This window comes from Tautonia sociabilis (genome assembly GCF_003977685.1).
GTDB classification, from domain to species: Bacteria; Planctomycetota; Planctomycetia; order Isosphaerales; family Isosphaeraceae; genus Tautonia; species Tautonia sociabilis.
Genome location: NZ_RYZH01000010.1, coordinates 110,636 through 134,705, shown reverse-complemented (window position 1 = coordinate 134,705; position 24,070 = coordinate 110,636). Strand labels below are relative to the sequence as shown.

Below are 24,070 nucleotides of genomic sequence, written 5' to 3'. Positions count from 1 at the left end.
TCCGGGCCGCCCGAGGCCCGGGGCGCAGGGGATCGCCCGAGGGTGGTCCCGGGGCGTCGGCGATGCCGGGCCCGATCGCCTCGACTCGTCGACCTCTACGGGAGGGTCAGGAGGGCCAGGGATGTTCGTCGCGTGCAGCACCCTCTGCTTCGGCGACCGGCCGCTCGAGGCGGCCCTGCGGCAGATCGCGGAGCTGGAATTCCACAAGATCGATCTGGCGATCGTCGAGGGAGGGCCCCACCTGTCCCCCTCCGAGGTGGCCTCCGACCCCGAGTCGGCGCTGCATCGCCTGAGAACCGGCCCCAGCCTCGCCCCCACGGCACTGGAGCTGGACTTTGGCCCGGTCGACCCGACGACCCTGCGCAAGCGGTTCGAGGCGATGTGCCGGTTCTCCAAGTTGCTGACGGTCGCCGTGCTGACGATCCCGGCGGCTCCGATCGGCTCTCCACTGGACGACGAGGTGCGTCGGCTCACCGAGCTGGCGGCGATCGCCGGGAGGGAAGGACTGGTCCTCTCCGTCCGAACGCATCGGGAGACCGTCACCGCCGACCCGGCCGCGGCCCTCGCCCTGTGCAAGGCGGTGCCCGGGCTCGGGGTGACGCTCGATCCCAGCCACTATGTGCTCGGCCCCTACGCCGGGAAGAACTACGACGAGCTGTTCCCGTTCGTCCAGAACGCTCACTTCCGCGATACCGGCAAGAACCCGGGAGAGGAGCAGGTCCGCATCGGACAGGGGAAGGTCGACTACGCCCGGATCGTCACCATCCTGGAGCGTCATGGCTACAACCGATCGCTGACCGTCTCCCTGATCAATCGCGGGGACTGCCCGTTCAACATCGAGGTCGAGGTCCGGAAGATGAAGCTGCTGCTGGAGAGTCTCATCTAACTGGGCCTCTCGATCTCCGCGGCATCCCCCGGGGGGCGATGATCCGGCATCCCCCTCAGGGACGATCGCCCGGGGCTCGACGTCCGGCTCCGTGATCTCTCCCGCCCCAACCCCCCCGGCTCCTCGACGCTGGCGAGGCCCCGGGGGCCCGGCTATAATCCGCCTCGCGATCCGATGCGAGGGGGACGAGGGCCCGGTCGGCCAGGATCGGCCGGCAGGGGAAGCACCGGGGCCGGGCGGGCGGGCGCATCGATGTATGACTTGGTGGTGATCGGAGGGGGCTCCGGCGGCCTCAACGTGGCGGGGGCCGCGGCGGCGGTCGGGGCGAAGGTCGCCCTGATCGAGGCCGATCGGCTCGGCGGCGAATGCACCTTCACCGCCTGCGTGCCGAGCAAGGCGCTGCTCCACGCCGCCGACCTAGCGCACCGGATCCGATCGGCCGATCGCTTCGGGATCGCTGTTGCTCCCCCGGAGATTGACTTCTCCCGGGTGATGGGCCGCGTCCGATCGGTGGTCGAGTCGTTCGCCGGCAGCGACGTCGAGGCGATGCGATCTCGAGGGGTGGAGGTCCGGTACGGGAGGGCGGCCTTCGAGGCGTACGACTCGGTCGTCGTCGACGGCTCGGCCCGGGTCAACGGCCGGTCCTTCGTCATCGCCACGGGCTCCCGCCCGGCGCTTCCTCCCATCGAGGGACTGGAGGCGGCCTCCCCGCTGACCAACGAGACGATCTGGTCCCTGGAGACGCGCCCCGACTCGATGGCGGTCATTGGCGCCGGCGCCGCCGGCCTGGAGCTGGGCCAGGCGATGGCCCGGCTCGGCGTGGCGGTCACGATCCTGGAATCCGCCCCGCGGATTCTGCCGGGGGAGGATCCCGAGGCCAGCGACCAGCTCCGGGCCGCGCTGGAGGCCGAAGGGATCCAGGTCTTCACGGATGTTGAGATCACCCGGGTCGAGCCCCGGGACGGGATGAAGGTCGTCCGCTTCGTCGACCGCCGCTCCGGGGAGGAGATGGAGGCCGTCCGGGACGCCCTGCTCGTGGCGGCCGGCAGGCGGGCGAACGTGGACGGGTTGAACCTGGAAGCGGTCGGGATTGAGGCGGACCCCGATCGGGGCATCCCGGTCGACGAATATCTCCAAACTCGGGCCCGGAACATCTACGCGATCGGCGATGTGATCGGCCACCACCAGTGGACTCACGCCGCCGAGCGCGAGGCAGCCGTCGCCTTCGTCAACGCGGTGCTTGGCATCCCGAGGAAGATCGATTACACCGCGATCCCTCGCGCCTCGTACACCGATCCCGAGGTCGCCTCGGTCGGCCGCACCGCCGGACTCGATCCGGCCGAAGGGGCTCGGATCTTCCGGGTCGCGTATGAGGACCTGGACCGGGCGAGGATCGAGGGCCGGACGATCGGCTTCGCGAAGGTGGCCGCGACCCCCTCGGGGAAGATCCTCGGCGCCACGATTGTCGGGGACCACGCCGCGCTGGTGCTCCAGGAGTTCGTGGTGGCGATGGAGCAGGGATTGAGGCTCCCGCAACTGGTCAACACGGTCCACCCGTATCCGACCCACGCCGGCCTGGCTCGGGCACTGGCCACCCAGTTCGCCGCGACCCGGCTGGAAAGCGGCATGACCCGGGCGGCGCTGCGGTTGGTCTACGGCTACTCGCCCCGGCCGTCTCCCTGACGGGACGGGACGGGACCGATCGGCGCCGCCGCCGCGATCGTCCGGCACGTTCCCCCAAGACGCGCTCCCCCGGACCTGGAGGACGACCGCACCGATGAGACGAGCACCGACCCGACTCTCGCTGGTCTTCGTCCTGATCGCCCCGATGCCGGCGATCGCCTCGGCTCCCCGGCAGGAGGAGGAGGCCCGACAGTGGCAATCGGTCACCATCGACGTGGCCGGTCCCCGGGCCGAGGAGGGGGGCGACCCGAACCCGTTCCTCGACTACCGAATGACCGTCGTTCTCCAGGCCGAGGACGGCGTCCGGCTGGTCGTCCCCGGCTACTTCGCCGCCGACGGCAACGCGGCGGAGTCGGGGGCGACGGCAGGGAACACCTGGCGGGCCCACGTCGTCCCCGACCGGCCGGGGCGCTGGACCTTCGCGGTTTCGCTCCGCCGAGGGGACCGGATCGCCCTGTCGGACGACCCTGAGGCGGGGGAACCCGTCGTCGGGGACGGCACCGCCGGGACGATCATCGTCCGGGAGGATGCCGAGGCCCGGGGGATGCTTCGGCATGACGACCATCGCTACCTCCGCTTCGCCGGCAACGGGGAGTGGTTCCTCAAGGGAGGCGCCGACAGCCCGGAGAACTTCCTCGCCTTCGCCGACTTCGACGGCACCTCCTCCGGCCGCCGCCGGGCGGGCGATCCCCGGCCCGGCGAGGCCGCCTCCCGAGGGTTGCACTCGTATGCTCCCCACCTCCGAGACTGGAAGGACGGCGACCCGTCCTGGAGGGGAGGCAAGGGGAAGGGGATCATCGGCGCCCTGAACTACCTGGCCTCGGAGGGAGTGAACTCCGTCTACTTCATCACGATGAACGTCCGGGGGGACGGCGACGACGTCTGGCCCTGGACCTCTCGAGACGATCGCGAGCGGTTCGATGTGTCGAAGCTGGCCCAGTGGGGGATCGTCTTCGACCACATGGACCGCCTCGGCATCCTGATGCACGTCCTGCTCTCGGAGACGGAGAACGAGAACCTGTTCGAACTCGAAGCGGGCGAAGGCGTCTTCTTCGCCGACGCCCGGAAGCTGTACGATCGAGAACTCGTCGCCCGGTTCGGCCACCACTCCATGATCGTCTGGAACCTGGGCGAGGAGAACGGCGGCAACGACGGCCCGAGGGACGATCCGAACCCGTTCGGGCTCGCCAACACCGACGCCCAGCGGAAGGCGTTCGCTGATGACCTCAAGGCGATCGATCCGTATGATCATCCGATTGTTGTGCACACGTTCCCGGGCCAATATGAGAAGATTTACCGTCCCTTGCTCGGCCATCCGACGATCGACGGCCCTTCGCTCCAGATGGGGGACATGACGAGGACCCACGAGGAGACGATCCGGTGGGTCGACGCCTCGGAGGCCGCCGGCCGCCCGTGGTTCGTCTGTCTCGACGAGATCGGTCCGGCCGACACCGGCGTCAAGCCGGACGCCGAAGACCCCGACCACGACGACGTCCGCCGCCATGCCCTCTGGGGCAACCTGATGGCGGGAGGAGCGGGAGTCGAGTGGTACTTTGGCTATCGCTACCCGGACAACGACCTGAACCTGGAAGACTTCCGCGGCCGGGCGAGCATGTGGGCCCAGACCCGCATCGCGCTCGAGTTCTTCCGGCGGCACCTCCCCTTCCCCGAGATGAGGCACGACGACGGGATCGTCGTCTCGCCTCGGGGGGGCTTCGGCTTCTCGAAGCCGGGAGCGCTGTACGTCGCCTACCTGCCGACCGGCCGGGGAGCGGCGCTCGATCTGCCCGAGGGGAGCTACTCGGTCCGATGGTTCTCCCCGAAATCGGGAGGGGAGCTTCAATCGGGATCGGTCGAGGCCGTCGAGGGCGGCCGGAGGGTCGCGCTCGGCCTGCCGCCGGCCGAGCCGGACGAGGACTGGGTGGCGGTGCTCCGGGCGGATCGGGACTGACGATCGCGAGGATCCGCGCGCACCGCAAGGCTCGGGAGAAGACCGACATGAGCATTCCCTTCGGTATCGCCATCGCCTCGCTGCTGGTGGCCTCCAGCCTCCCCGGTTCCGATGCCTCGGAGCGGCCGAACGTGGTGTTCATCCTGGCCGACGACCTCGGCGTGATGGACATCGAGCCGTACAACCCGGAGACGTTCTACGACACGCCGAACCTCTCCCGCCTCTCGTCCCGGGCGATGCGCTTCACCGCCGGTTACGCCGCCAACCCGGTCTGCAGCCCGACGCGGTACAGCATCATGACCGGCAGGTATCCGACCCGGGTTGGGGCCACCAACTGGTTCTCCGGCGATCGCGAGGCCCGGTTCCGGGGGGCTCCGCTGAACGACCGGATGCCGCTGGACGAGGTGACCCTCGGCGAGGCGTTCCGCGAGGCCGGCTACCGGACCGCCTTCCTCGGCAAGTGGCACCTCGGGCCGACCGAGGAATACTGGCCCGAGGCGCAGGGGTTCGAGGTCAACGTCGGCGGCTTCCGGGCCGGCTCGCCGCCGGGGGGGTACTTCTCCCCCTACCAGAACCCGAGGATGGAGAGCGGCCCGGAGGGGGAGTACCTGACCGATCGCCTCGGAGACGAGGCCGCTCGCCTGATCGAGCAGTTCAAGGATGAGCCGTTTTTGGTCTACCTCTCGTTTCACTCGGTGCACACGCCCCTTCAGGCCCCGGAGGAGCGGATCGCCCCCTACCGGGAGGCCGCAAAGGCGCTGGGCCTCACCGACGCCGGGCGGTTCGCCCCCGAGGAACAGGTCTGGCCCGGTGCCGGCCCCCGCCGCGTCCGGGTGGCGCAGGACCACCCGACCTACGCGGCGATGGTTCACAGCATGGACCGGGCCGTGGGGGTCGTCCTCGACCGGCTGGAGGCGCTCGAGCTGGCCGACGACACGGTCGTCTGCTTCATGTCCGACAACGGCGGGCTGTCGACCTCCGAGGGTTCCCCCACCTCGAACCTCCCGTACCGAGGGGGCAAGGGATGGCTGTACGAGGGGGGCATCCGAGAGCCGTTCCTGATCGCCTGGCCGGGAGTGACCGACTCGGGAACGACCTGCGACGAGCCGGTCATCAGCACCGACTTCTACCCCACCCTGCTGGAGATCGCCGGCCTGCCGCCCAAGCCGGAGCAGCATCGGGACGGGGTGAGCCTGGTGCCGCTCCTCCGAGGGGAGGCCAGCGCGGTGGATCGGCCGGGAGGGGCCCTGTTCTGGCACTATCCGCACTATTCCAACCAGGGGGGCTTCCCGGGAGGGGCGATCCGGGACGGCGACCTGAAGCTGATCGAACGCTTCGAGGACGGCCGCGTCCACCTGTTCGACCTGTCCCGAGACCCCGGCGAGCGTCGCGACCTCGCCGCCGAACGGCCCGAGGCGGTGGAACGCCTGCGGAGCCGGCTGCACTCCTGGTACGAGGAGGTCGGCGCCCAGTTCCTCCGGGCTCGCGACGGCGGGCCGGAGCCCTGGCATCCGTGATCGGGACAGGGCGGCCGGACGCCGCCCCGGGCGCGTGGCGACGCTCGCCCACCACCGTTCAGTCGGGCGGAGGCATGGGCCTCCTCCCCGTCCGACCCTCCGCCGGCGGCCTTCCCCTTGCCTCGACCCTCGAACCGAGCGAAACCGGACCCGACGGGGGACCTCGACTGGGCCCTGCCGCCCGTCCGGGCCTGGTTCTCCGAGACGTTCGGCACCGCCACCTCGGCCCAGCGGGGAGGCTGGCCGGCCATCGCGAGCGGCCGGCACACGCTCATCTGCGCACCGACCGGCACCGGGAAGACGCTGGCGGCCTTTCTCGCCTGCCTGGATGCCTCCTGGCGATCCGACGGACCCGATGGGACCCGGGTCCTGTACATCTCTCCGCTGAAGGCGCTGAACCGGGACATCGCGGTCAACCTGGAGGCCCCGCTCTCGGGGATCGTCCAGGAGGCCGATCGGCTGGGGACGCCGCTCCGACCGCTCTCGGTCGGGGTCCGAACCGGGGACACGACCGCCGCCGAGCGCCGGGCGCAGGCGAGGCGCCCACCGGAGGTGATGATCACCACGCCGGAGTCGCTCCACCTGCTGCTGTCGAGCCGGCAGCGCGAGGCGCTGCGGGGCGTCTCGCATGTCATTGTTGATGAGATCCACGACCTTTGCTCCAGCAAGCGAGGGGCGAGCCTGGCGCTCTTGCTGGAGCGGCTGGAGGAGCTGACGCCGACCGGGTTCGTCCGGATCGGCCTCTCGGCCACGCTGGAGCCCCTGGAGGACGTCTCCCGGTTCCTCGGCGGCTGGACGCGGGGGGAGGGCGGAGCCGAGCCGAGGCCAGTGACGATCGTGAACGCGGGCGTCTCGAAGCGGCTCGAACTGCGCGTCCTGCCGGCCTTCCCGACCTCGAACGAGGACGACCGGGTGCCCGGGGCGCTGGAGGATCAGCTCCTCGAGCTGATCCGGTCGCATCGAAGTACCCTGATTTTCTCGAATAATCGGGCCGATGTGGAACGGCTCGCGATCCGCCTGAATCGGAAGGCTGGCCTGGGTGGGAACGGCCTCCCGGCCGACCGGGAGCTGGTGAGGCCGCACCACGGCAGCCTGAGCCTGGAGCGTCGCCGGGAAACCGAGGAGGCCTTCAAGCGCGGGGAGCTGCCGGCGGTGGTGGCGACGGCCTCGCTGGAGCTGGGGATCGACGTCGGATCCGTGGAGCTGGTTTGTCTGGTCGGCTCGCCGGGGAGCGTCTCCCGGGGGTTGCAGCGGGTCGGCCGGGCCGGGCACTCGGCCGGGCTGCCGAGCCGGGCGTGTCTGTTCGGCCGGAGCGAGGCGGAGGTGATCGAGCTGGCCGCGCTGGCCGACGCGATGCGGTCTGGCGCCGTCGAGCCGGTGCGGATTCCGAGGAACTGCCTGGATGTGCTCGCGCAGCAGGTGGTCGCGATCGTGGCCGGAGGACCGATCGACGCCGAGGCGCTCTTCCGGCTCGTCCGGCGGGCCGACCCGTTCCGGTCGCTGCCGGCCGATCGGTTCGAGGCGGTGCTGGAGCTGCTCTCGGGCCGGTCGGAGCTGGTCGATGTGCGCGACCTCCGCCCCCGGATCCGGTGGGACCGCATCTCGAATCTCCTGGAGCCGCTGCCCGGGACGTCGCGGCTCGCCCTGATGGGAGGGGGGACGATCCCCGACTCGGGCCAGATCCCCGTCTACCTCGACGGAGGCCCCCGGCTCGGCGAGTTCGACGAGGCGTTCGTCCTGGAGCGCCGGCCCGGCGACGCGGTGCTGCTCGGGACGTCGAGCTGGGTCATCCGGTCGATCGACCTCCGGCGCGTCACCGTTGTCCCCGGGCCGGGCCGGTCGGCGGTCGTGCCGTTCTGGAGGGGGGAGGGGCTTGGCCGGTCGAGCCGACTGGGGGAGCGGCTGGGCGCCCTCCGGCGATCGCTGGCCGATCGCCGGGCCGATCCCGGCCTCCCCGGCTGGCTGGCCGATCGCGGAGCAGTGGACCCCAAGGCCATCCGGCCGATCCTCGGCTTCGTCGATCGCCAGCTCCGGGCCACCGGCCAGATGCCCGATGACCGGAGCGTGCTCGTCGAGACGTTCCTCGACCAAGACGGGGTCCGGGCGATGGCGGTCCTCTCCCCCTTCGGGAGCCGCTTCCACCTGGGGGTGAAACTCGTCCTCCAGGGGGTCCTGCGGGATCGGCTCGGGCTCTCGGCCGAACTCCAGCACGGGGACGACGGCATCTTGATCCGGCTCCCCGGGGTCGACTCCCCTCCCGTCGATCTGCTGCGTCGGGTCGACCCCTCGGAGTGCGATGCGATCCTGCTCGGGGAGCTGCGCGGGTCGAGCCTCTTCGCCCTCCGGTTCCGGCAGGTCTCGGCCCGGGCGCTCATGGCCGGCCGGGCGTCGATGGGAGGACGGACGCCGCTTTGGTTCCAGAGGCTGAGGGCGGAGGAGCTGCTGGACGCGATCGGCCACCTCGCCGAGCACCCGCTGCTCCTCGAAGCCGCCCGGGAGTGCCTGGAAGACGACCTCGATCTGCCTTCCCTCCGGGCCTTCTTCCAGGAAATCCGGGACGGCTCGATCCAAGTCGTCTTCGACCCCAAGGCGGACTCCCCCTCTCCCATCGCCTCCCTGCTCGCCGGGAGGGCGATGGCCGATCGCTCCGCGGCGCTCTTCGAGCGTCGGGCCCGCCGCCGGGGGAGAATCGGGGAGGGCTCGGCCCCCGGGGCTCCTCCCCCCCGATCGAGGAGGGCCAGCCCCGGACTCTCCCCCTCCCTGATCGAACCCGACGCGGTGCACCGCGTCGATTCCCGACTTCGAGGCCGATCCCGGGCCCCGAGGACTCCTGAGGAACTGGCCGAGCTTCTTCGGATCTGCGGCGACCTGTCGGAGAGCGAGCTGCCCGCGCAGGTGCGTCCCATGCTGGATCGGCTGGCGGAGCGGGGGGTCGCGGCCCGGATCTTCCTGGAGGGGGCGGAGGACCCCGAACGCTGGGTCGCCGTCGAGGCCCTGCCGCTGTTCGAGGCCGCCTTCGGGATCGGCCTCCCCGAGGCGAACGGGACTGCGATCGGCGACCCCGGGGCGATCGATCGGGTGGTTCGCATGTACTTGAGGACCAGGGCGCTTGTCGGCGTCCGGGACGTGGCGGCGCGGTATGGCCTCTCCCCAACGCGCTCCCGGTCGGTCCTGGAGCGGATCGCCCAGGACGGAGAGGCGCTGGCCATCCCCGGCGAGGGGGGAGACCGCTGGGGGGAGCGCCGGAACGTCGAGGAGGTCCGCCGGATCTCGATCGCGATGCGGAGGAAGGAGGCCGTCGCGGTCGATCCGGACGTCTTCGCCGACCTGCTGCTCCGGCACCAGCACGCCCATCCCGGTGCCAGGCTCTCCGATCGGGAGGGGCTGGGGGCGGTGCTCGGACGCTTGCGCGGCTTCGCCGCCTCCCCGGAGGCCTGGGAGGCCGAACTGCTGCCGAGGAGGCTGTTGGATTACGCGCCGGGGAGGCTCGATGAGCTGCTCCGGATCGAGGAGTGGGCCTGGCGTCGCGTCGATCTCGGCGCGGAATCCTGCCGGGTCGCCATCGTGCCCAGGCACTTCGGCGGAGGCTGGCCACCGGTCGATGGCCCTCCGCTTTCGGCCTCGGCCTCCCGGATCCTCGACGCGATCCGAACGGCCGGTCGCGTGGAGAAGGAGGACCTGATCGCCCTCTCGGGAGTCGAGGAGGCGGCCGTTGGGCCGGCGCTGGCCGAGCTCTCGAGCCGGGGGGCGATCGGAGGAGACCACTTCGACCCGATCCGGCAGGCCGGCTCCGCGAGGCCCCGCTCCTCCCCGGTCGCGTCGACCCGAAGGAGCGGCCGGTCCCGAGCCGGCCGGAGGGAACAGGCCGGGAGGCCCTGGGAGGCATCCGGCGTGCGGTGGTCGGCCTTCGACGACAGAGGGGGAGACGACGAGGGATCGGCGAGGGCCTGGGCGCTGGCGCTGCTCGACCGTTACGGCGTCGTTTGCCGGGAGACGGCGGGCCTGGACCCCTGGAGCCCGCCGTGGTCGACGTTGCGGGAGGTGCTCGATTCGGCCGAGCTGCGCGGGGAGGTCCGGCGCGGGTATTTCGTGGCTGGCCTCTCCGGCGTCCAGTTCGCCGCGCAGGAGTTCGCCGACCTGCTTTGCCGGCATCGGCCGGGAGCGGGGGACTCGGCCGCGGTCCTGCTCTCGGCGGCCGACCCGGCGAACTTGTACGGGGCGGGAGGGGCCGTCGAGTTGCCGTCCCCCTTCCGGCTGGCGCGGTTGCCGAGCAATCACGTCGCGATCCGGGAAGGGCGGCCGGTCTTGCTCTCCGAGGGGTTCGGTCGATCGCTCTCGACCCTGCCCGGAGCGAGCGAGGCGGATCTGGCGGCGGCGGTCGCCCTGCTGCCCGGCCTGGCGGGGCCGTCCCGCCGGATCCTCAGGATCCGGAAGGTGAATGGCGAGCCGGCCTGGACGAGCCGGCTGGCGGGACTGTTGCAGGAGGTCGGGTTTGTTCGGGATCCCCCCGGCCTGGCGTTCTATGCCGGGTGGTAAGCCTTTCGCCTCGCATGGTAACCTTTCCGAGAGCAGGAGTCGACGACCCTCCTGGAGCCCCCGCCCCCGGAATCGAGCCCTCCCCCGATCGAGGCCCTCCGATGACCGACGTCCGACCCGACGACCCTGATGATCGGGAGCGGCCGTACGATTGCCTGGTCATCAGCGACCTGCACCTCGGCAGCGACGTCTGCCAGGCCAGGCTCCTGGAAGAGTTCTTGGAATGGGCCGTCCGGCACACCCGGGAGCTGGTCATCAACGGCGACATCTTCGACGACCTGAACTTCAACCGCCTCGGCAAGCGGCACTTCGCCTGCCTCAAGGCGATCCGCCGCCACTCCGACCGAGACGACCTCCGCCTGACCTGGATCCGGGGGAACCACGACGGCGCGGCCGACGTGATCAGTCACATTGTCGGCGTTGACTTCCTCGATGAGTACATTTTCGACAACGGCCAGGTGCGGCTGCTCATCCTCCACGGCGACCAGTTCGACCACTTCATCACCCGGTACAAGTGGATGACCTCGGTCGCCTGCGGACTGTTCTACTACATCCAGAAGTGGATGCCCCACAGCGCCGCCCGGTGGATCCGACGGATCTCCAAGCGGTTCCAGCGGAATAGCCAGGTGGTGCGCGACGGCGCGGTCGAGTATGCCCGATCCCTCGGCTGCGACCACGTGACCTGCGGCCACACCCACGCGCCGCTCGAGGCGTTCATCGACGGGGTGAACTACGTCAACAGCGGCACCTGGACCGAGCATCCCCCCTGCCCCTTTGTGACGATCTCGGGAGCGCGGGTTGGCCTGGAGTACTGGCCCCGAGCCACCCCCGAGCCGCTCCCTCCCCGAGAGGCGGGGCTGGCCTCCGCTTCGTCGGCGGAGCCGGGCCGGGAGTGATCCGAGGGCGGGCCGACCGTCGGATTCCGCGTTGCGTCGCCCCGACCCGCCGGAATACGATACCACCCGGGGCCCTCGCCCCGAGGCGAGAGGACGCCCTCCCTGCCGGGGTCCCCGGACCCGGATTCCTTGAGACGGAGGCCGACGTGGCGAGCGATCAGACGCGGGTCGAGAAGGATTCGATGGGGACCATGGAGGTCCCCGCCGACGCCTATTACGGGGCCCAGACCCGCCGGGCCGAGCTCAACTTCCCCATCAGCGGCCTGCGGATGCCCCGGGCCATGATCCGGTCGCTCGGCCTGATCAAGAAGGCCGCCGCGGCCGTGAACAAGGATCTCGGCCTGCTCGACCCGAAGCTCGCCGACGCGATCATCGCCGCGGCCGACGCCGTCGCCGACGGCCGCCACGACGATCAGTTCGTGGTCGACGTCTTCCAGACCGGCAGCGGCACCTCGTCGAACATGAACACCAACGAGGTGATCGCCGGGATCGCCAACGAGAGGTTGACCGGCAAACGCGGGGGCAAGAGCCCCGTGCACCCGAACGACCACGTCAACTACGGCCAGTCCTCGAACGACGTCTTCCCCACCGCGATTCATCTGGCCGCCCGGGAGGGGATCGAGCACCACCTGATCCCCGCCCTCCGCGACCTGCTCGGCCGGCTCGACGCCAAGGCGAAGGAACTGGACGGCGTCGTCAAGATCGGCCGCACCCACCTGCAGGACGCGGTGCCGATCCGGCTGGGCCAGGAGGTTTCCGGCTACGCCGCTCAGGTGGCCCACTCGATTCGTCGGCTCGAGGGGGTCCGCGAGGCGCTCGGCGAGCTCGCCATTGGCGGCACCGCCGTGGGGACCGGCCTGAACACGCACGAGGAGTTCCCGACCCGGATGGCCGCCGCGCTCTCGAAGGAGCTGGGCCTGGCGTTCCGCCCCGCCTCAAACCACTTCGAGGCGATGGCCAACAAGGATGCGGCGGTCGAGGCGTCCTCGGCGCTCAAGACGGTGGCGATCAGCCTGTCGAACGTGGCCAACCAGATCCGGTGGCTCGCCTCGGGCCCGAGATGCGGCATCGGAGAGCTGAAGATCCCGGAGCTGCAGCCGGGCAGCTCGATCATGCCGGGGAAGGTCAACCCGGTGATCCCCGAGGCGGTGATGATGGTCGCCGCCCAGGTCGTTGGCAACGACGCGACCGTCGGCTGGGCCAACGCCCTGGGGTCGAACTTCGAGCTGAACGTGATGATGCCGGTGCTGGCCTACAACCTGCTCCAGTCGATCTCCCTGCTGGAAGGGGCCGCCCGGGTGCTGGCCTCGCGCTGCGTCCAGGTGGATCCCGAGGTCGTCGTCTTCGGAGAGGTCCGGGGGATGGAGGCCAACGTCGAGCGTTGCACCGCCCTGATCGAGCAGAGCCTGGCGATGTGCACCGCTTTAGCCCCTCGGATCGGCTACGACGCGGCGGCGGCCGTCGCCAAGGTCGCCTCGAACACCGGCCGGAACGTGCGGGAGGTGGTCAACGACCTTGTCGGGAAGCCCCCTGCGGATTACGAGGCGATCCTTGGCGTCCCGGCCGCTCCCGTCGCCCAGCAGCTTGGGCCCCTCTCTCAGGCCGAGGTCGACCAGCTGCTCGACCCGATGCGACAGACCCACCGCGGCACCGGGTCCTGACCATCACCGACCTCCTCGGGGAAGGACGCCATGGCGACGCTGGACGACGATCGGATCGATCCCGTCGAGGCCCCTGAGGCCGAGGCCCCGTCGCTCTCCCCGATCGTGATCGTCCAGCGCGGCCGGTCGAGCTGGGCCCGGGAGTTCCTGCTTCTGCTGCTGCTGCTCGGGGCCGCCGGTTATATCCTTGTCGAGGAGGATCGCGGTCCCTCGGTCATCGTTCGAGACGTCCCCCGGGCCCTCGGCCGATCCGTCGAGGCCAGCCCCGTCTCCCCGGTCGCCGAGGGGGGGGTCATCGTCCGGGCCGAGGCCGAGAGGGAGGGAGGGCGCCCGATCGCACCGCCCCCGACCGAGCCGCCGCGGAGGGACCGGCTCGCGATGATCCCGGCCCCGGAGGAGGAGCCCCCCCTGGCCGGGCCCGAGGCGAGCCATCTCCCTCCGACTGATCCCCAACCCGACGACCGGCTCGCCTCGGCAACGACCGGCCCGAGGCCGGCCGACCCCGATCCCATCGCGGCCCAGCCGCTTGCTTCCCTCGATGCGCTCGATGCCCCAGAGGAGCAAGCGGCTCCTCCTCCCCGAAGCTCCCGGGAGATCCTCTGGGATCTGGGCATCCTCCGCCCCGACGAGCCGGTCGGCGGGCCCGAGGGAACGCCGGCCCGCCCAATCGACCCCGACGCCGACCGGGTCTTGGCGGTTGAGCCCTCGATGCCACCGGCTCCGGCCTTCCAGCCGCCGACGATCGAGCAGCGGCTCCATTTCCTCCGGCTGGTCGCCGAGGCGATCCAGCGCTACGGCCGCCAGGCGGGTTATCAGATCGACGACCTGTGCCGGTCGTCCGGGGTCGGCCTGCCTCCGGAGCTCGACGCGCTGGAGCAGCGGCTCGGGAACAACTTCCGGTTCCCCGGGGTGGACCTGGACCGGACGATCATCCTCCTCCGCCGGGCGGGAGCCCCGGAGCCGTACCTGCTCGACCGGCTCAGCGAGCAGATGGCTCGCACCATCGGCGCCCGGCACGGTCCCCGGGACCGGATGGAGGCCCGCGTCTTCGCCGCCCGGAGGCTGCTCTCAGTTCCGCTGGAGCGGTAGCCGATCGACCTGGCGGCCGAGCCCGAAATCGATCGGCCCCGGTCGGCGGCGCGCTCAGGGCCCCTGCTGGGAGGCGGTCGAGTTGGTCGCCGGCCACCGGGAGTCGATCCAGGAGATCAGATCCCGAGCGTACTGGCCGGGGTCGGGCTCGAATTCGAGCGTGTGGTGGGCGTCGGGATACTCCAGGATCTGCCGGTCCGGACTCGCGAGGCGATCGAAGTAGGCCCGGGTCCGGTCATTGTTCACGATCCGGTCCCGGCCGGCGAGCATCAGTAAGCTCGGCTGTTCGACCCGAGCCGGAGCCCGCCGGGCGGCCCGGTCGAGGAACATGCTCGCCACCAGCAGCCCGGCGGAGGCGAACCGCAATCCCAACTCGTCCTCGGCGATGAACCGCTGAGCCTCCGGGTTCCCGGTGAACAGAGCCGGATCCGCCAGGGGGATGGGGATCGTCGCTCTCGATCGCCAGAGGAAGAAGCCGACCGCGATCCGGAGCTTCTCCCGGAACGAGACGCCGACTCTCGGCTGCAATCCCGGGCAGATCAGCGCGATCCCGTCGATCGCGTCCGGCTCCCTCGCCGCCGAGACGACCACGAGCTTTCCCCCCCAGCTGATGCCGGAGAGGATCAGGGGAACGCCCGGACGTCGGGTCCGGATGTCCCGGATGATCTCGAGGACGTCGTCGATCAGCCTCCGGGCCGACGGGCAGTGCCCGCGCTGCCGCTGGTTCGACCCCGATCCCCTGCGGTCGGGGAAATGGGCCTCGATCCCGGCCCCGGCCAGGGTGCGGCCCAGGTGGTGATACCAGCCGGCGTGGCTCTGCACGCCGTGCAAGACGACGGCGATCGCCGAGGGGTCGCGGTCCGGTTCCCAGGAGAGGAGGTGGATCGGGTAGCCGTCGGAGACTTCGAACACCCGAGGGGTCGGCTCACCCATGGGAGACCTCCCGGTGGGCGAGGCTCAAGCGCTCCAGCCGAGCCGGGTCGACCTGGACGCCCAGCCCCGGGCCCGGGATCGGCCAGGCTCGGCCGCCGTAGCCGAAGGTGATGTCGGGGGTGGTCGGGTTCTCGAGCAGCACGTGCCGGTCGTAGGACCCTTCCAGGAAGCGCAGCCCCGAGAGGTTGCAGGCCAGGTGCCTCCCGGCCGCGGAGAGCAGGCCCGACTCCCCCGGGTGGCAACCCAGTTGCACCCCAAGTCCATGCCGGTCGGCCAGCTCGATGAGCCGGAGGGTCGGCCCGATGCCGCCGCACTTCGAGATCCGGACGTTGAACAGGTCGGCCAGCCCTCGCTCGACGGCCCGTCGGCCGTCGGGTTCGCCGCAAAGCGACTCGTCGAGCATCACCGGAAGGCCGATCCGGGGCCGAAGCTCGGCCATCGCCTCGATCTCGGCGTGGGGGACCGGCTGCTCCAGGGCGCTGGGATCGAAGCGCCTCAGGGGCTCGACCCGGTCCAGCACCTCGGCGGCGGACCAGGCTTCGTTGGCGTCGAGCCGGAGATCCATCGCCGATCCCAGCAGGAGTCGGAAGCGACGGAGGCGAGCCGGATCGTCCTGGCCCGCCACGCCGACCTTCACCTTCACCTGGCGGAAGCCGTAGGCCCGCATTTTGATCGCGGAAATCCGTTCCTTCCGGGGAGATTCCGCCGTGATCGCCCCGCTGTAGCGCACCGGGCCCGGCTCAGGGCGCAGGAACCGCCGGCCCCGGATCAGGTGCCGTACCGCATCTCCCACCGATCTGCCGAACCGTCGGCCGAAGGCATCGAGCAGCGCCAGCTCGAGGGCACACCGGGCGGCGTTGCCGAACATCCCGCGCGGGTCGTCCTGGATGGTCGGCAGCGTCACGGCGTCGATGCGATCGACCGCCTGCTCGAAGCTGTCGGGCTCGCCGAGCATCGGGGCCACGTCGATCGCCTCGATCGCCTCGATCGCGGTCGCGATCGACTCCCCCGTCACATACGGGCGGGGGACCCCCTCGCCGAAGCCGATTGAGCCGTCGTCGAGCGTCGCCCGGACGAAGATGCTCTCGCTGGTCGTCCGCTCGTGCGAGGAGTGCTTGATCGCCTTCCTCAAGGGCAAGGCGACGTGGAACCAGTCAATCCGAGCCAGCGCCATCGCATCCCCCTCGCTCCCGGGCCGTTGTCGGGAGCAAGTGTACCCTGGGGAAGGCGTTCGTGCCGGCCTCGGCCGGTCTTGATTATCCAAGGAACAGGAACGCCCCGATCCCCGCCAGCAACAGCCCGCCGACCATCCCCATCGACCGTTCCATCCGGCTCGAGGACGCCAGTCGTCGGGCCGCCGTCCGGAACGCCCCGGACGCCAGGGCGACGCCGAGGAGCGTTGCCGACGCTCCCACGCTGAAGCTCACGACCAGCAGGACTCCGAACGCCGCCTGTCCTGCCGCCCAGGCCAACGCGAGCAGCAGGACGGCGTCCCAGCAGGGGATCGCCCCGATCGCCAGTCCCGAGAGGATCGCGTCTCGGGTCGTCTCGACGCGAAGGCCGGGCCCCTCGGGGGAGGAGGCTGATCCGTCGAGGGCACGACCGATCCGCCACGCGCCGACGATCCCCAGCACCAGGCCGATCGCCCGGGTCAGCACCGCGTCGATCCGGTCGAACGCCGCCGGGACGAGCACAACCGCCACAATCGCCAGCAGGACCGCCACCGTCACGTGGGACACCGCCGCCGAGCCGGCCAGCAGCAGCCCCCGGCCAATCGGATGCCGGCCCGGGAGCGATGCCCCGACGATCGCCGTCTTCCCGTGCCCCGGCTGGACCGCGTGGGCCGCGCCGAGGAGCATCGCCGCCAGCAGGAGGAACGGCGTCGTTCGCTCCGCCGGATCCCAGAACAGCCGGGTCAGACGATCGCCGGACGGCGAGGAGGCCGTCGGGCTGGCCGAGTTCGAGGAGGGGGAGTCCGGGACCGAGGGCGTCTGGATTGTCTCGATCGGTTTGTCCCGATCGGTCGGTCGATAGTCGACCTCGACCTGCCGGGTCCTCTCCTGCTCCTCGTCCGAGAGGGCCCAGGACGGAATCTCGGGCACGTCTTCCAGGTCCTCGGCGCCGTCGAACCCCTCCTGAACGATGCCCGGCGCGACCCGGAAGGCAAGCCGGCCGGTCCCGAAGGAGGAAAGGTAGTTGGTGTCCCGGATCCGGAGCCGTCCCCGGGAGGGGACGTCGGCCTCGAAGTGAAAGGTGAGCCGGGGATGCTGCTCGACCTCGACCTCGACGCGACCGACGCGCAACGGGAGTTCGACCCCCTGGACCTCGACGAGCAGGCCCTTGGCGTTGAGCGGGGCAACCAGCTCGGCATAGCCTTCGAGCAGGTCGATCGGGGCCCCCGCCGACCGGTCGGGGGCGAGGCGTTTGAGATCCTGGAAGAGGGTCCACTCCGAGAGGCACAGCTCGTAGGAGAGCCTCAGGATCGTCGGCTCCAGGACGACCTGCAGCGCGCGGTCGACCCGCTCGTCCGGGATGTCATGGGCCCCACTCGGCGCGGCGATCGCCTGGAGGAGGACCGTCGCGACGAGGAGCGTCAGGGGGAGGGAGGCCAGGGTTCGGGGTCGATCAGCCGACGGCGCCGGGGGCGTCGGAGCGATAGAACTTCTCCATCGCCCGGCTGACGACGTAGATGACCACATGGCGGCTCACCGGCTTGGCCAGGACGCAGAAGGCATGGGCCGAGAGGGCCTTGCGCAAGAGGTTGTCATCCTGATCCGCCGAGATCAGGATCATGGGCAAGACCCCCTTGATCTGGCGAATGAGCTGCATCGTCTCCAGCCCGCTGAGGCGGGGCAGATGCATGTCCATCAGCGCCAGGTGAACGTCCTCGGCCGTCGCGATGTCGACGGCCTCCTCGCCGGTCTCGGCCAGGAGGGTCCGATAACCGGCCGGCTCGAAGATCTCCCGGAGCGACTCCCGGCTCTCGGAGTCATCGTCCGTGATCAAGATCGAGAAGGGATGGTCGCCAGGCACGTGACGGATCTCTCACAACGGTCGGCGGATCGGTGCGAGGGCATGGGGCGATCGGCAAATTCTAGGCCGATCGGAGACTCCTGTCGAGCGCTGAGCGTCCTCTCGGCGCAAGTCGTGAATTCCGATGGGGTACGGTATCAGTCGGGTCGGTGAAGGGGCCCGCTTCCGGAGCGATTGGCCTGGCAGGTCGTGCCACTTTGGCAGGCGGCTCCGGCGTCTGGAGGCAGGGCGCCCTGGGCGAGTCGGTTCATGATTGAGGCTCCTCCTCGGCGGTCCCTCCGGTGCGGATGATCGACCGATCGAAGCGGACGGCCGGGTCGAAGGAGCCGGGGGCGTCCAGCTCGGCGAGGTCGGTCTGGAGGTCCTGGAAGTGGTAGCGTTCGAGCAGCTCTCCGGCGGCGGTTTCGGCTTCGAGCAGAACGGGGAGCCCGGTTTCGTCTTCCACGACCAGGCGCCAGCGCTCGCCCTCGGGAGTCTCCCGGAGGATCTCCACGCACGGAGCGTCGCATTCGGGAGGGATGAGCGGGCCGACTATCGAGAAGGTGCCGATGCTGGGGTCGCCTCCCCGGGAGGCGTCGAGCTGGTCTCGGGTTGTGGTGAGGATATGCAGCAGGCCGGCCTCGGTGATCGGGTGCCGGGAGTTGCTCATCGCGATCGGGCTGTTCGGAGCCAGTTGCATCGGAGGGATCGGGATCAGTGTCTTCCCCATCTTGACATGCATGAGCCCGCCGCACTCGGCCTCCGAGTAGAGCACCTCTCGCCCTCGATTCGGCCCGTCGGGCCATTCGAGCCGGACGGCGAACGGCGCGGTGCGGACGCTTAGGGTCACCCGCTCGGCGGGCAGCAGCGTTCCCCGGACGCGCTCCTGGCGATCGAGCGACACCCGGTAATTCCGGAGCGATTCGAGCCGGGTGATGCCCCGTTCGATCACGCGATCGATCCCCGAGAGGGGGTCCTCGGCGGTCGGGGAAGGCGCTTCGGCGGGGCCCGAGGAGGGGGAGGATCGCGAGGCGAGGACGGTCGGAGGCGAGGGGGAGACCGCCGCTGGAGCGTTCTCCGAGGGGGGGACCGCACGTCCCGGCCGAGCGGGGGGGGGCACGGGGGGGGGGATCGTCGCGGAGATCACCGGGGAGCCCGTCGGCGGCGGGATCGGAGGAGGTTCCGGCAGCGAGGCGGTCTGGGGGGGCGGCATCGCTCCCGGAGGGGCGGAGCGGTCTTGGGTCGGCGTCCAGGGCCTGGAGAAGGACGGGGGACGATCGTCGAGCCCGACCCGAGAGGCGTACGGGTCGTCTGCCTCGGGGCTGACCCGAGATCGCTCGGCTGGCGGCCTTCGCTGCGCGAGGCCGATCCGGTCGGCACCGATCCGGTCAATCCAGTTGGTCTGGAGCTGGGCGCAACCGACTCCCGAGAGTCCGGCCAGCGCGGCGAGGAGCCCGAGGACCGACCCTCGAGCGGCGGCGCCCCGGCCGCGGTGCTCTCCCGAAGTCATCCCTCTGGCCTCCGAGCCGGGACGTGACGACCTCCGTGTCCGACCGACGCGCCCGAGGGCCGGGAGTCCCTGACCGGCCCGTCGGGAGCGGGGAACCCAGGGAGATCGGGGCGGCGGTCAGACCGCCTTCGATCCCTCCGGGGCGTCGACGAACGAGAATTGACCGATGACCTCCAGGTCCGACAGCAGGCAGGGCTGCTTGTATTGCTCCAGCGTTCCTCCGGTTGAGGCCAGGCGACGCGAGCGGAACGCGTTCCACGAACCGTCCGCCACCGGCCGGACTCGCACCCGGCCCAGGCGGAGGGTCTCTCGCTTGTTCTCGTACTCGACGTTCTGGCGGCAGAGGGCGCGGTCGAGCCGCTCCGACAGCTCCTCCAGCCTCCCGGGGAAGGCGGCGAGATCCTGGCGCTCCACGAGCAGGGAGTACGAGGGCGGATCTCCCCAGCTCGGCAGCAGAATGAACGAGTGAAACGTCAGCCCGAACTCGTGCTGGAGCTCCTTCACGGCGGCGACGACCTGGAACTCCGAGAGTTTCTCACCGGTCAGGCTGGAGATGTGGGACCCCTTGTTCAGGAAGACCAGGAGCGGCGCCTTTCCCTCGAAGCCGACGCACTGGACGAGGTCCCGGATCTGATAGCGATAAAGCCCGCCGTGAGTCGTCAGCAGGATGAAGTAGCGCTGGCCCTCGATGAGGTCGGCCGCCTCGACCGTTTCGGGTTGCTCGGCGTCCTCCTGCGACTCGGGGATGAACTCAAAGTAGTGGTGCCGGTAGTCCAGGATCCCGGCCGGAGAGAAATCCTCGACGGGGATCGTCATCCGGCCTTCCGAGGCGATCAGGCCGGGGTCCCGGACGGGGACCTCGCCGAAGGCGTCGGGGTACTGGCGGAGGTACGCTCCCATGGTGCCGCCGGTCCAGTTGGCGACGAATTCGAGATCCGGCCAGAAGTCTTTTGGCAGGAGGCGGTCCTGCCGCTCGGCGGCCTCCTCCAGCCGGCGGGCGGCGGCGCGTCGCTTGAACCGGGAGCGGGCCCTCAAGGCGAGGCGGACCTCCTCGGGGATGTCCCACTTCGGGTCGATCGTACCGTTGAAGAGGTCCCGGATGAGCGTTTGCTTCTCTCGGTCCCCCAGCCGGGCGATGCCCAGGAGCGTGCTCGGATTGGCGGCGATCAGGGCGCCGACGTTCCGGTAGGCCGAGAGCCGCAGCGCCACGTAATACTTCGCCTCCACATCCCTGATCCGGGAGGCGGCGGGGGGCATGCAGTAGTTCAGTCGGATGAGCGGGTGCTGCATGGCGGCCGTCAGGCCGGTGATGGCGCCGCACGGGATGCCGGAGGGGGTTCGGGACTCCTTCCAATCGCTGGCGAGCTGGAGGATCGGACGCATGCCGTCTCGGATCATCCCGTCGTGCGCGTCGAAGGCGAGGATGCCCCAGATCCGCCAGCCGTCGCGATAGGCCTGAAGCGCCTCCCGGGTGACGGGAATCGTCTTCGGGCGGGCGGTGGTGCCGGAGGTCATGGCGAACATGAGGATCTCGGTCCCCTCGGCGAAGAGGGCCGAGGTTTCGCCCTCCCGGACGCGGGCGAGATAGGGCTCATGGCCGTCGTAGTCCCGGATCGGGACGCGGCGGCGGAAGTCCTCGGGGGACCGGATCTCGGAGAAGCCGTGCGCTCGGCCGAAGGCGGAGTCGGCGTGGCGGCGGATCTGGGAGAGGAGCCGATCGCGCTGGACCCGATCGGCCTCGGCCGCCTGTCGGAGGAACTCCTGGGCCAGCCGGCGAGCCCGATTGGCAATGGGTGCACCGACCCAGCGTCGGATCGATCGGATCATCTCGACTCCGGCTCGGTGGGGGGAGGAATCGGTCGTCCCTGACCGGGCCCGAGGCCCGCCCGTGATGAGCGGGCATCAGACGATGATCGGTCGAGGCTGTCAAGACGAACTGCCAGACGCCGCACTCGGCAGGGGCGGGACCGGGAGCGGTTCCGGGGGCTCAGGCGTGTCCGGCGAGCTGTTCGACGGCCCGGCCGTCGAGGTCGGCCGAGCGCAGGTCGGAGCGTGCTCCCCTCGGGGCGGCCTGGCGGAAGAAGGCGGTGATCCGGTCGCGGTATTCCTCGGGGCAGAGTTCCCGGCAGCGGTTGTGCTTGGCGCCGGGGACCAGCCAGAAGCTCTTGGGGGGGCGGGCCGAGTCGAACAGCGCCCGGGCGATGTCCTGGTTGATGTAGGCGTCCTTCTGGCCATGGACCATGAACAGCGGCCGGGGGGAGAGGCGGGAGGCGGCCCGCTCGATGTCGGGGAAGACCCGCTTGAGCCGCCACTGGGAGCGCAGCCGGCCGACCCAGCCGACGAAGGCGAACATGGCGATCGGCATGTAGCGCCAGATGAACCAGCGGCCGACGTAGATCTCGGCCCAGCGGATGATGTAGGCGAGCATCGTGCCCCGGGTCGGGAAGGCGCCGTCGGCGGCCACGGCCCAGACGTCCGGCTCATCGGCGGCGACGCAGATGGCCGTCCCCCCGCCTCGGCTGACGCCGAACAGGCCGAAGCCGGCCGGATCCCGGTCGGGGCGGGAGCGGAGGTAATTCAGGGCGGCCCGGAGGTCTCGGGTTTCCCGGCCGCAGACCCACTGGAACGGCTCGTAGCCATCCTCGGAGTCGCTGTTGCCGTGATTGCGGAAGTCGAAGCTGAAGAGGTCGAACCCCTCGTCCCGGAGGTAGTCGGCGTAGGGCAAGGCGCTCCAGCGGTTGCCGAGGAACTCGTGGCAGAAGACGATTACGCCCAGGCGTTCGGCCGTCCGGCAGGGGAAATAGGTGCCGACCAGCTCCAGCCCGTCCGAGGTCTTGAAGGCGACCTCCTCCCCGTCGGGGGCGGGGTCGACCCGGAGCGGGAAGAAGACCGGCTTCTCCTCGAAAATCCGGCCGATCACCGGAGTGTATCGGATCAGGACGTAGGCAACGAAACCGACGACCCCCAGGGGGAGGAGAGCGAGCAGCGCGAGGACCTGGTTGCTGGACACGGGGAGAGCACTCCAAGCGGGCCATCGTCCGAGGGGCAGCTGAGGGGAGACCGGGACGAACGGGGTTCAGTCTCGGTACCGTCCCAGGATCAGGGCGATGTTTTGCCCGCCGAAACCGAAGCTGTTGGACAACGCGAGGTCGACGTTCAATTCGCGTGCCTGGTTGGGGATGTAGTCGAGGTCGCAGTCGGGGCTGGGGTGTTCCAGGTTGATGGTCGGGGGGACGACCCCGTCCCGGATCCCGAGCAGGCAGACGATGGCCTCGACGCTGCCGGTGGCGGCGATCAGGTGGCCCATCATGCTCTTGGTGCTGGAGATCGGCACCGAATAGGCATGGTCGCCGAGCGATCGCTTGATCGCCAGCGTCTCGATGCGGTCGTTGACCTCGGTGCTGGTGCCGTGGGCGTTGATGTAGTCGATCTGGTCGGGGGAGATGCCGGCGTCGGCGATCGCCTCGTTCATGCAGGTGATCGCCCCTCGGCCCTCGTCGTGGCTGTCGGTCAGCCGGAAGGCATCGGCGGTGGAGCCGTAGCCGAGGATCTCGCCGTAGATGCGGGCGCCGCGACGCTTGGCGTGCTCGAGCTCCTCGAGCATGAGCATCCCGGCCCCTTCTCCGATGATGAAGCCGTCCCGGTCGCGGTCGAACGGGCGGCTGGCCCGTTCGGGCTCGTCGTTGCGGGTGGAGAGGGCGGTCAGCAGGTTGAACCCGGTGACGCCGAACGGGTGGATCATGCTGTGAGTGCCGCCGGAGAGCATCACGTCGGCGTCTCCGTATCGGATCAGCTCGACGGCCTCGCCGATGGCCTGGGCGCTGGCGGCGCAGGCGGTCAGGCAACTGGCGTTGGGCCCTCGGGCGTCGAGGTAGCAGGCCAGATGGGCCGAGGCGCTGCCGGGTTCCTGCTCGGCCTCGTGGATCGGGTGCAGGAGGTCGAGCCCCTGGCGGACGAACTCGGCGGTATTGACCCGGTTGTCCTGCTTGCTCGCCCGGTGGACCAAGTCGACGAAGCGAGGGAAGTCCTGCTGCCCCTCGCCGGCGCCGAGGTAGACGCCGAACCGGGCGGGGTCGGGGCGGTGCGACCGGTCGTACCCGGCGTCCTTGACGGCCATCACCGCGGCGGAGAGGGCGAACTGGGTATTCCGGGAGAATTCGGAATAGTGGGCGGCGTCCGCCTCGGGCAGATAGTCGCCGAGGCGGAAGTCTTTGACCTCGGCGGCGATCTGGGTCGGGAAGGTGTGGGCGTCGAACAGGGAGATGCGGCCGACGCCGCTTCGGCCGGCCAGCAGCGCGGCCCAGCTCGATTCCAGGTCGGTGCCGACGGGGGTGACCATCCCCATTCCGGTCACGACGACGCGACGTCGCATGGTTCGAGGGTCCTCGGAGGTCCC

The 24,070-nt window shown here is 70.4% G+C and carries 16 protein-coding genes; 8 read left to right on the top strand and 8 right to left on the bottom strand.

Annotation, left to right across the window (positions count from 1 at the left end):
- Positions 1-121: 121 nt before the first annotated feature.
- From TsocGM_RS07310 to TsocGM_RS07275, 8 genes are all read left to right on the top strand, one after another.
- Complete coding sequence (locus TsocGM_RS07310) at positions 122-886, top strand: sugar phosphate isomerase/epimerase family protein (protein WP_126724645.1); 765 nt, start codon at positions 122-124, stop codon at positions 884-886.
- A gap of 252 nt (positions 887-1,138) precedes the next feature.
- A complete protein-coding gene (locus TsocGM_RS07305) occupies positions 1,139-2,569 on the top strand; it encodes a dihydrolipoyl dehydrogenase family protein (RefSeq protein ID WP_158633414.1) in 1,431 nt (476 codons plus the stop codon).
- 94 nt (positions 2,570-2,663) lie between these two features.
- The gene (locus tag TsocGM_RS07300; protein WP_126724643.1) at positions 2,664-4,520 is read left to right on the top strand and encodes a DUF5060 domain-containing protein; all 1,857 of its coding nucleotides are present in this window, start codon (positions 2,664-2,666) and stop codon (positions 4,518-4,520) included.
- A 47-nt stretch (positions 4,521-4,567) separates the two neighbouring features.
- Complete coding sequence (locus TsocGM_RS07295; protein ID WP_126724642.1) at positions 4,568-6,037, top strand: sulfatase; 1,470 nt, start codon at positions 4,568-4,570, stop codon at positions 6,035-6,037.
- A gap of 117 nt (positions 6,038-6,154) precedes the next feature.
- Complete coding sequence (locus tag TsocGM_RS07290) at positions 6,155-10,573, top strand: DEAD/DEAH box helicase (protein ID WP_126724641.1); 4,419 nt, start codon at positions 6,155-6,157, stop codon at positions 10,571-10,573.
- Positions 10,574-10,674: 101 nt separating this feature from the next.
- Complete coding sequence (locus tag TsocGM_RS07285; protein WP_126724640.1) at positions 10,675-11,469, top strand: UDP-2,3-diacylglucosamine diphosphatase; 795 nt, start codon at positions 10,675-10,677, stop codon at positions 11,467-11,469.
- A gap of 146 nt (positions 11,470-11,615) precedes the next feature.
- On the top strand, positions 11,616-13,130 hold the full coding sequence (locus tag TsocGM_RS07280; protein ID WP_126724639.1) for a class II fumarate hydratase: 1,515 nt from the start codon (positions 11,616-11,618) through the stop codon (positions 13,128-13,130).
- Positions 13,131-13,160: 30 nt separating this feature from the next.
- Positions 13,161-14,219 carry a hypothetical protein gene (locus tag TsocGM_RS07275; RefSeq protein ID WP_126724638.1) on the top strand — a complete coding sequence of 353 codons (1,059 nt, stop codon included), beginning with the start codon at positions 13,161-13,163 and terminating at the stop codon, positions 14,217-14,219.
- 54 nt (positions 14,220-14,273) lie between these two features.
- Here TsocGM_RS07275 and TsocGM_RS07270 read toward each other — a convergent pair whose 3' ends face one another.
- The 8 genes from TsocGM_RS07270 to fabF all read right to left on the bottom strand — a co-directional run bounded on the left by TsocGM_RS07270 (position 14,274) and on the right by fabF (position 24,046).
- Positions 14,274-15,152, bottom strand: a complete 879-nt coding sequence (locus tag TsocGM_RS07270) for an alpha/beta fold hydrolase (protein WP_126724637.1) — start codon at positions 15,150-15,152, stop codon at positions 14,274-14,276.
- The gene (locus TsocGM_RS07265) at positions 15,145-16,326 is read right to left on the bottom strand and encodes a dipeptide epimerase (RefSeq protein ID WP_126724636.1); all 1,182 of its coding nucleotides are present in this window, start codon (positions 16,324-16,326) and stop codon (positions 15,145-15,147) included. The genes TsocGM_RS07270 and TsocGM_RS07265 overlap by 8 nt, the downstream gene beginning before the upstream one ends.
- An 82-nt stretch (positions 16,327-16,408) precedes the next feature.
- Positions 16,409-17,851: a hypothetical protein gene (locus TsocGM_RS07260; protein ID WP_126724635.1), complete on the bottom strand. Its 1,443-nt coding sequence runs from the start codon at positions 17,849-17,851 to the stop codon at positions 16,409-16,411.
- The gene (locus TsocGM_RS07255) at positions 17,778-18,185 is read right to left on the bottom strand and encodes a response regulator (protein WP_126724634.1); all 408 of its coding nucleotides are present in this window, start codon (positions 18,183-18,185) and stop codon (positions 17,778-17,780) included. The genes TsocGM_RS07260 and TsocGM_RS07255 overlap by 74 nt, the downstream gene beginning before the upstream one ends.
- A gap of 247 nt (positions 18,186-18,432) precedes the next feature.
- Positions 18,433-19,674, bottom strand: coding sequence for a DUF1571 domain-containing protein (locus TsocGM_RS07250; protein WP_126724633.1), 1,242 nt, complete (start codon positions 19,672-19,674; stop codon positions 18,433-18,435).
- Positions 19,675-19,791: 117 nt separating this feature from the next.
- On the bottom strand, positions 19,792-21,501 hold the full coding sequence (locus TsocGM_RS07245; RefSeq protein ID WP_126724632.1) for a GH3 auxin-responsive promoter family protein: 1,710 nt from the start codon (positions 21,499-21,501) through the stop codon (positions 19,792-19,794).
- Positions 21,502-21,661: 160 nt separating this feature from the next.
- Positions 21,662-22,684 carry an alpha/beta hydrolase gene (locus TsocGM_RS07240; RefSeq protein ID WP_233578524.1) on the bottom strand — a complete coding sequence of 341 codons (1,023 nt, stop codon included), beginning with the start codon at positions 22,682-22,684 and terminating at the stop codon, positions 21,662-21,664.
- A gap of 66 nt (positions 22,685-22,750) precedes the next feature.
- Positions 22,751-24,046: a beta-ketoacyl-ACP synthase II gene (gene fabF, locus TsocGM_RS07235; protein WP_126724630.1), complete on the bottom strand. Its 1,296-nt coding sequence runs from the start codon at positions 24,044-24,046 to the stop codon at positions 22,751-22,753.
- Positions 24,047-24,070: the final 24 nt, after the last annotated feature.

Excerpts from the sequence above, each read along its gene's own strand:
- TsocGM_RS07270 (WP_126724637.1), bottom strand. The coding sequence starts at position 15,152 with ATGGGTGAGCCGACCCCTCGGGTGTTCGAAGTCTCCGACGGCTACCCG.
- TsocGM_RS07295 (WP_126724642.1), top strand. The coding sequence starts at position 4,568 with ATGAGCATTCCCTTCGGTATCGCCATCGCCTCGCTGCTGGTGGCCTCC.
- TsocGM_RS07265 (WP_126724636.1), bottom strand. The coding sequence starts at position 16,326 with ATGGCGCTGGCTCGGATTGACTGGTTCCACGTCGCCTTGCCCTTGAGG.
- TsocGM_RS07305 (WP_158633414.1), top strand. The coding sequence starts at position 1,139 with ATGTATGACTTGGTGGTGATCGGAGGGGGCTCCGGCGGCCTCAACGTG.
- TsocGM_RS07260 (WP_126724635.1), bottom strand. The coding sequence starts at position 17,851 with ATGTGGTCATCTACGTCGTCAGCCGGGCGATGGAGAAGTTCTATCGCT.
- TsocGM_RS07245 (WP_126724632.1), bottom strand. The coding sequence starts at position 21,501 with ATGATCCGATCGATCCGACGCTGGGTCGGTGCACCCATTGCCAATCGG.
- fabF (WP_126724630.1), bottom strand. The coding sequence starts at position 24,046 with ATGCGACGTCGCGTCGTCGTGACCGGAATGGGGATGGTCACCCCCGTC.
- TsocGM_RS07285 (WP_126724640.1), top strand. The coding sequence starts at position 10,675 with ATGACCGACGTCCGACCCGACGACCCTGATGATCGGGAGCGGCCGTAC.
- TsocGM_RS07275 (WP_126724638.1), top strand. The coding sequence starts at position 13,161 with ATGGCGACGCTGGACGACGATCGGATCGATCCCGTCGAGGCCCCTGAG.
- TsocGM_RS07300 (WP_126724643.1), top strand. The coding sequence starts at position 2,664 with ATGAGACGAGCACCGACCCGACTCTCGCTGGTCTTCGTCCTGATCGCC.
- TsocGM_RS07310 (WP_126724645.1), top strand. The coding sequence starts at position 122 with ATGTTCGTCGCGTGCAGCACCCTCTGCTTCGGCGACCGGCCGCTCGAG.
- TsocGM_RS07250 (WP_126724633.1), bottom strand. The coding sequence starts at position 19,674 with ATGACTTCGGGAGAGCACCGCGGCCGGGGCGCCGCCGCTCGAGGGTCG.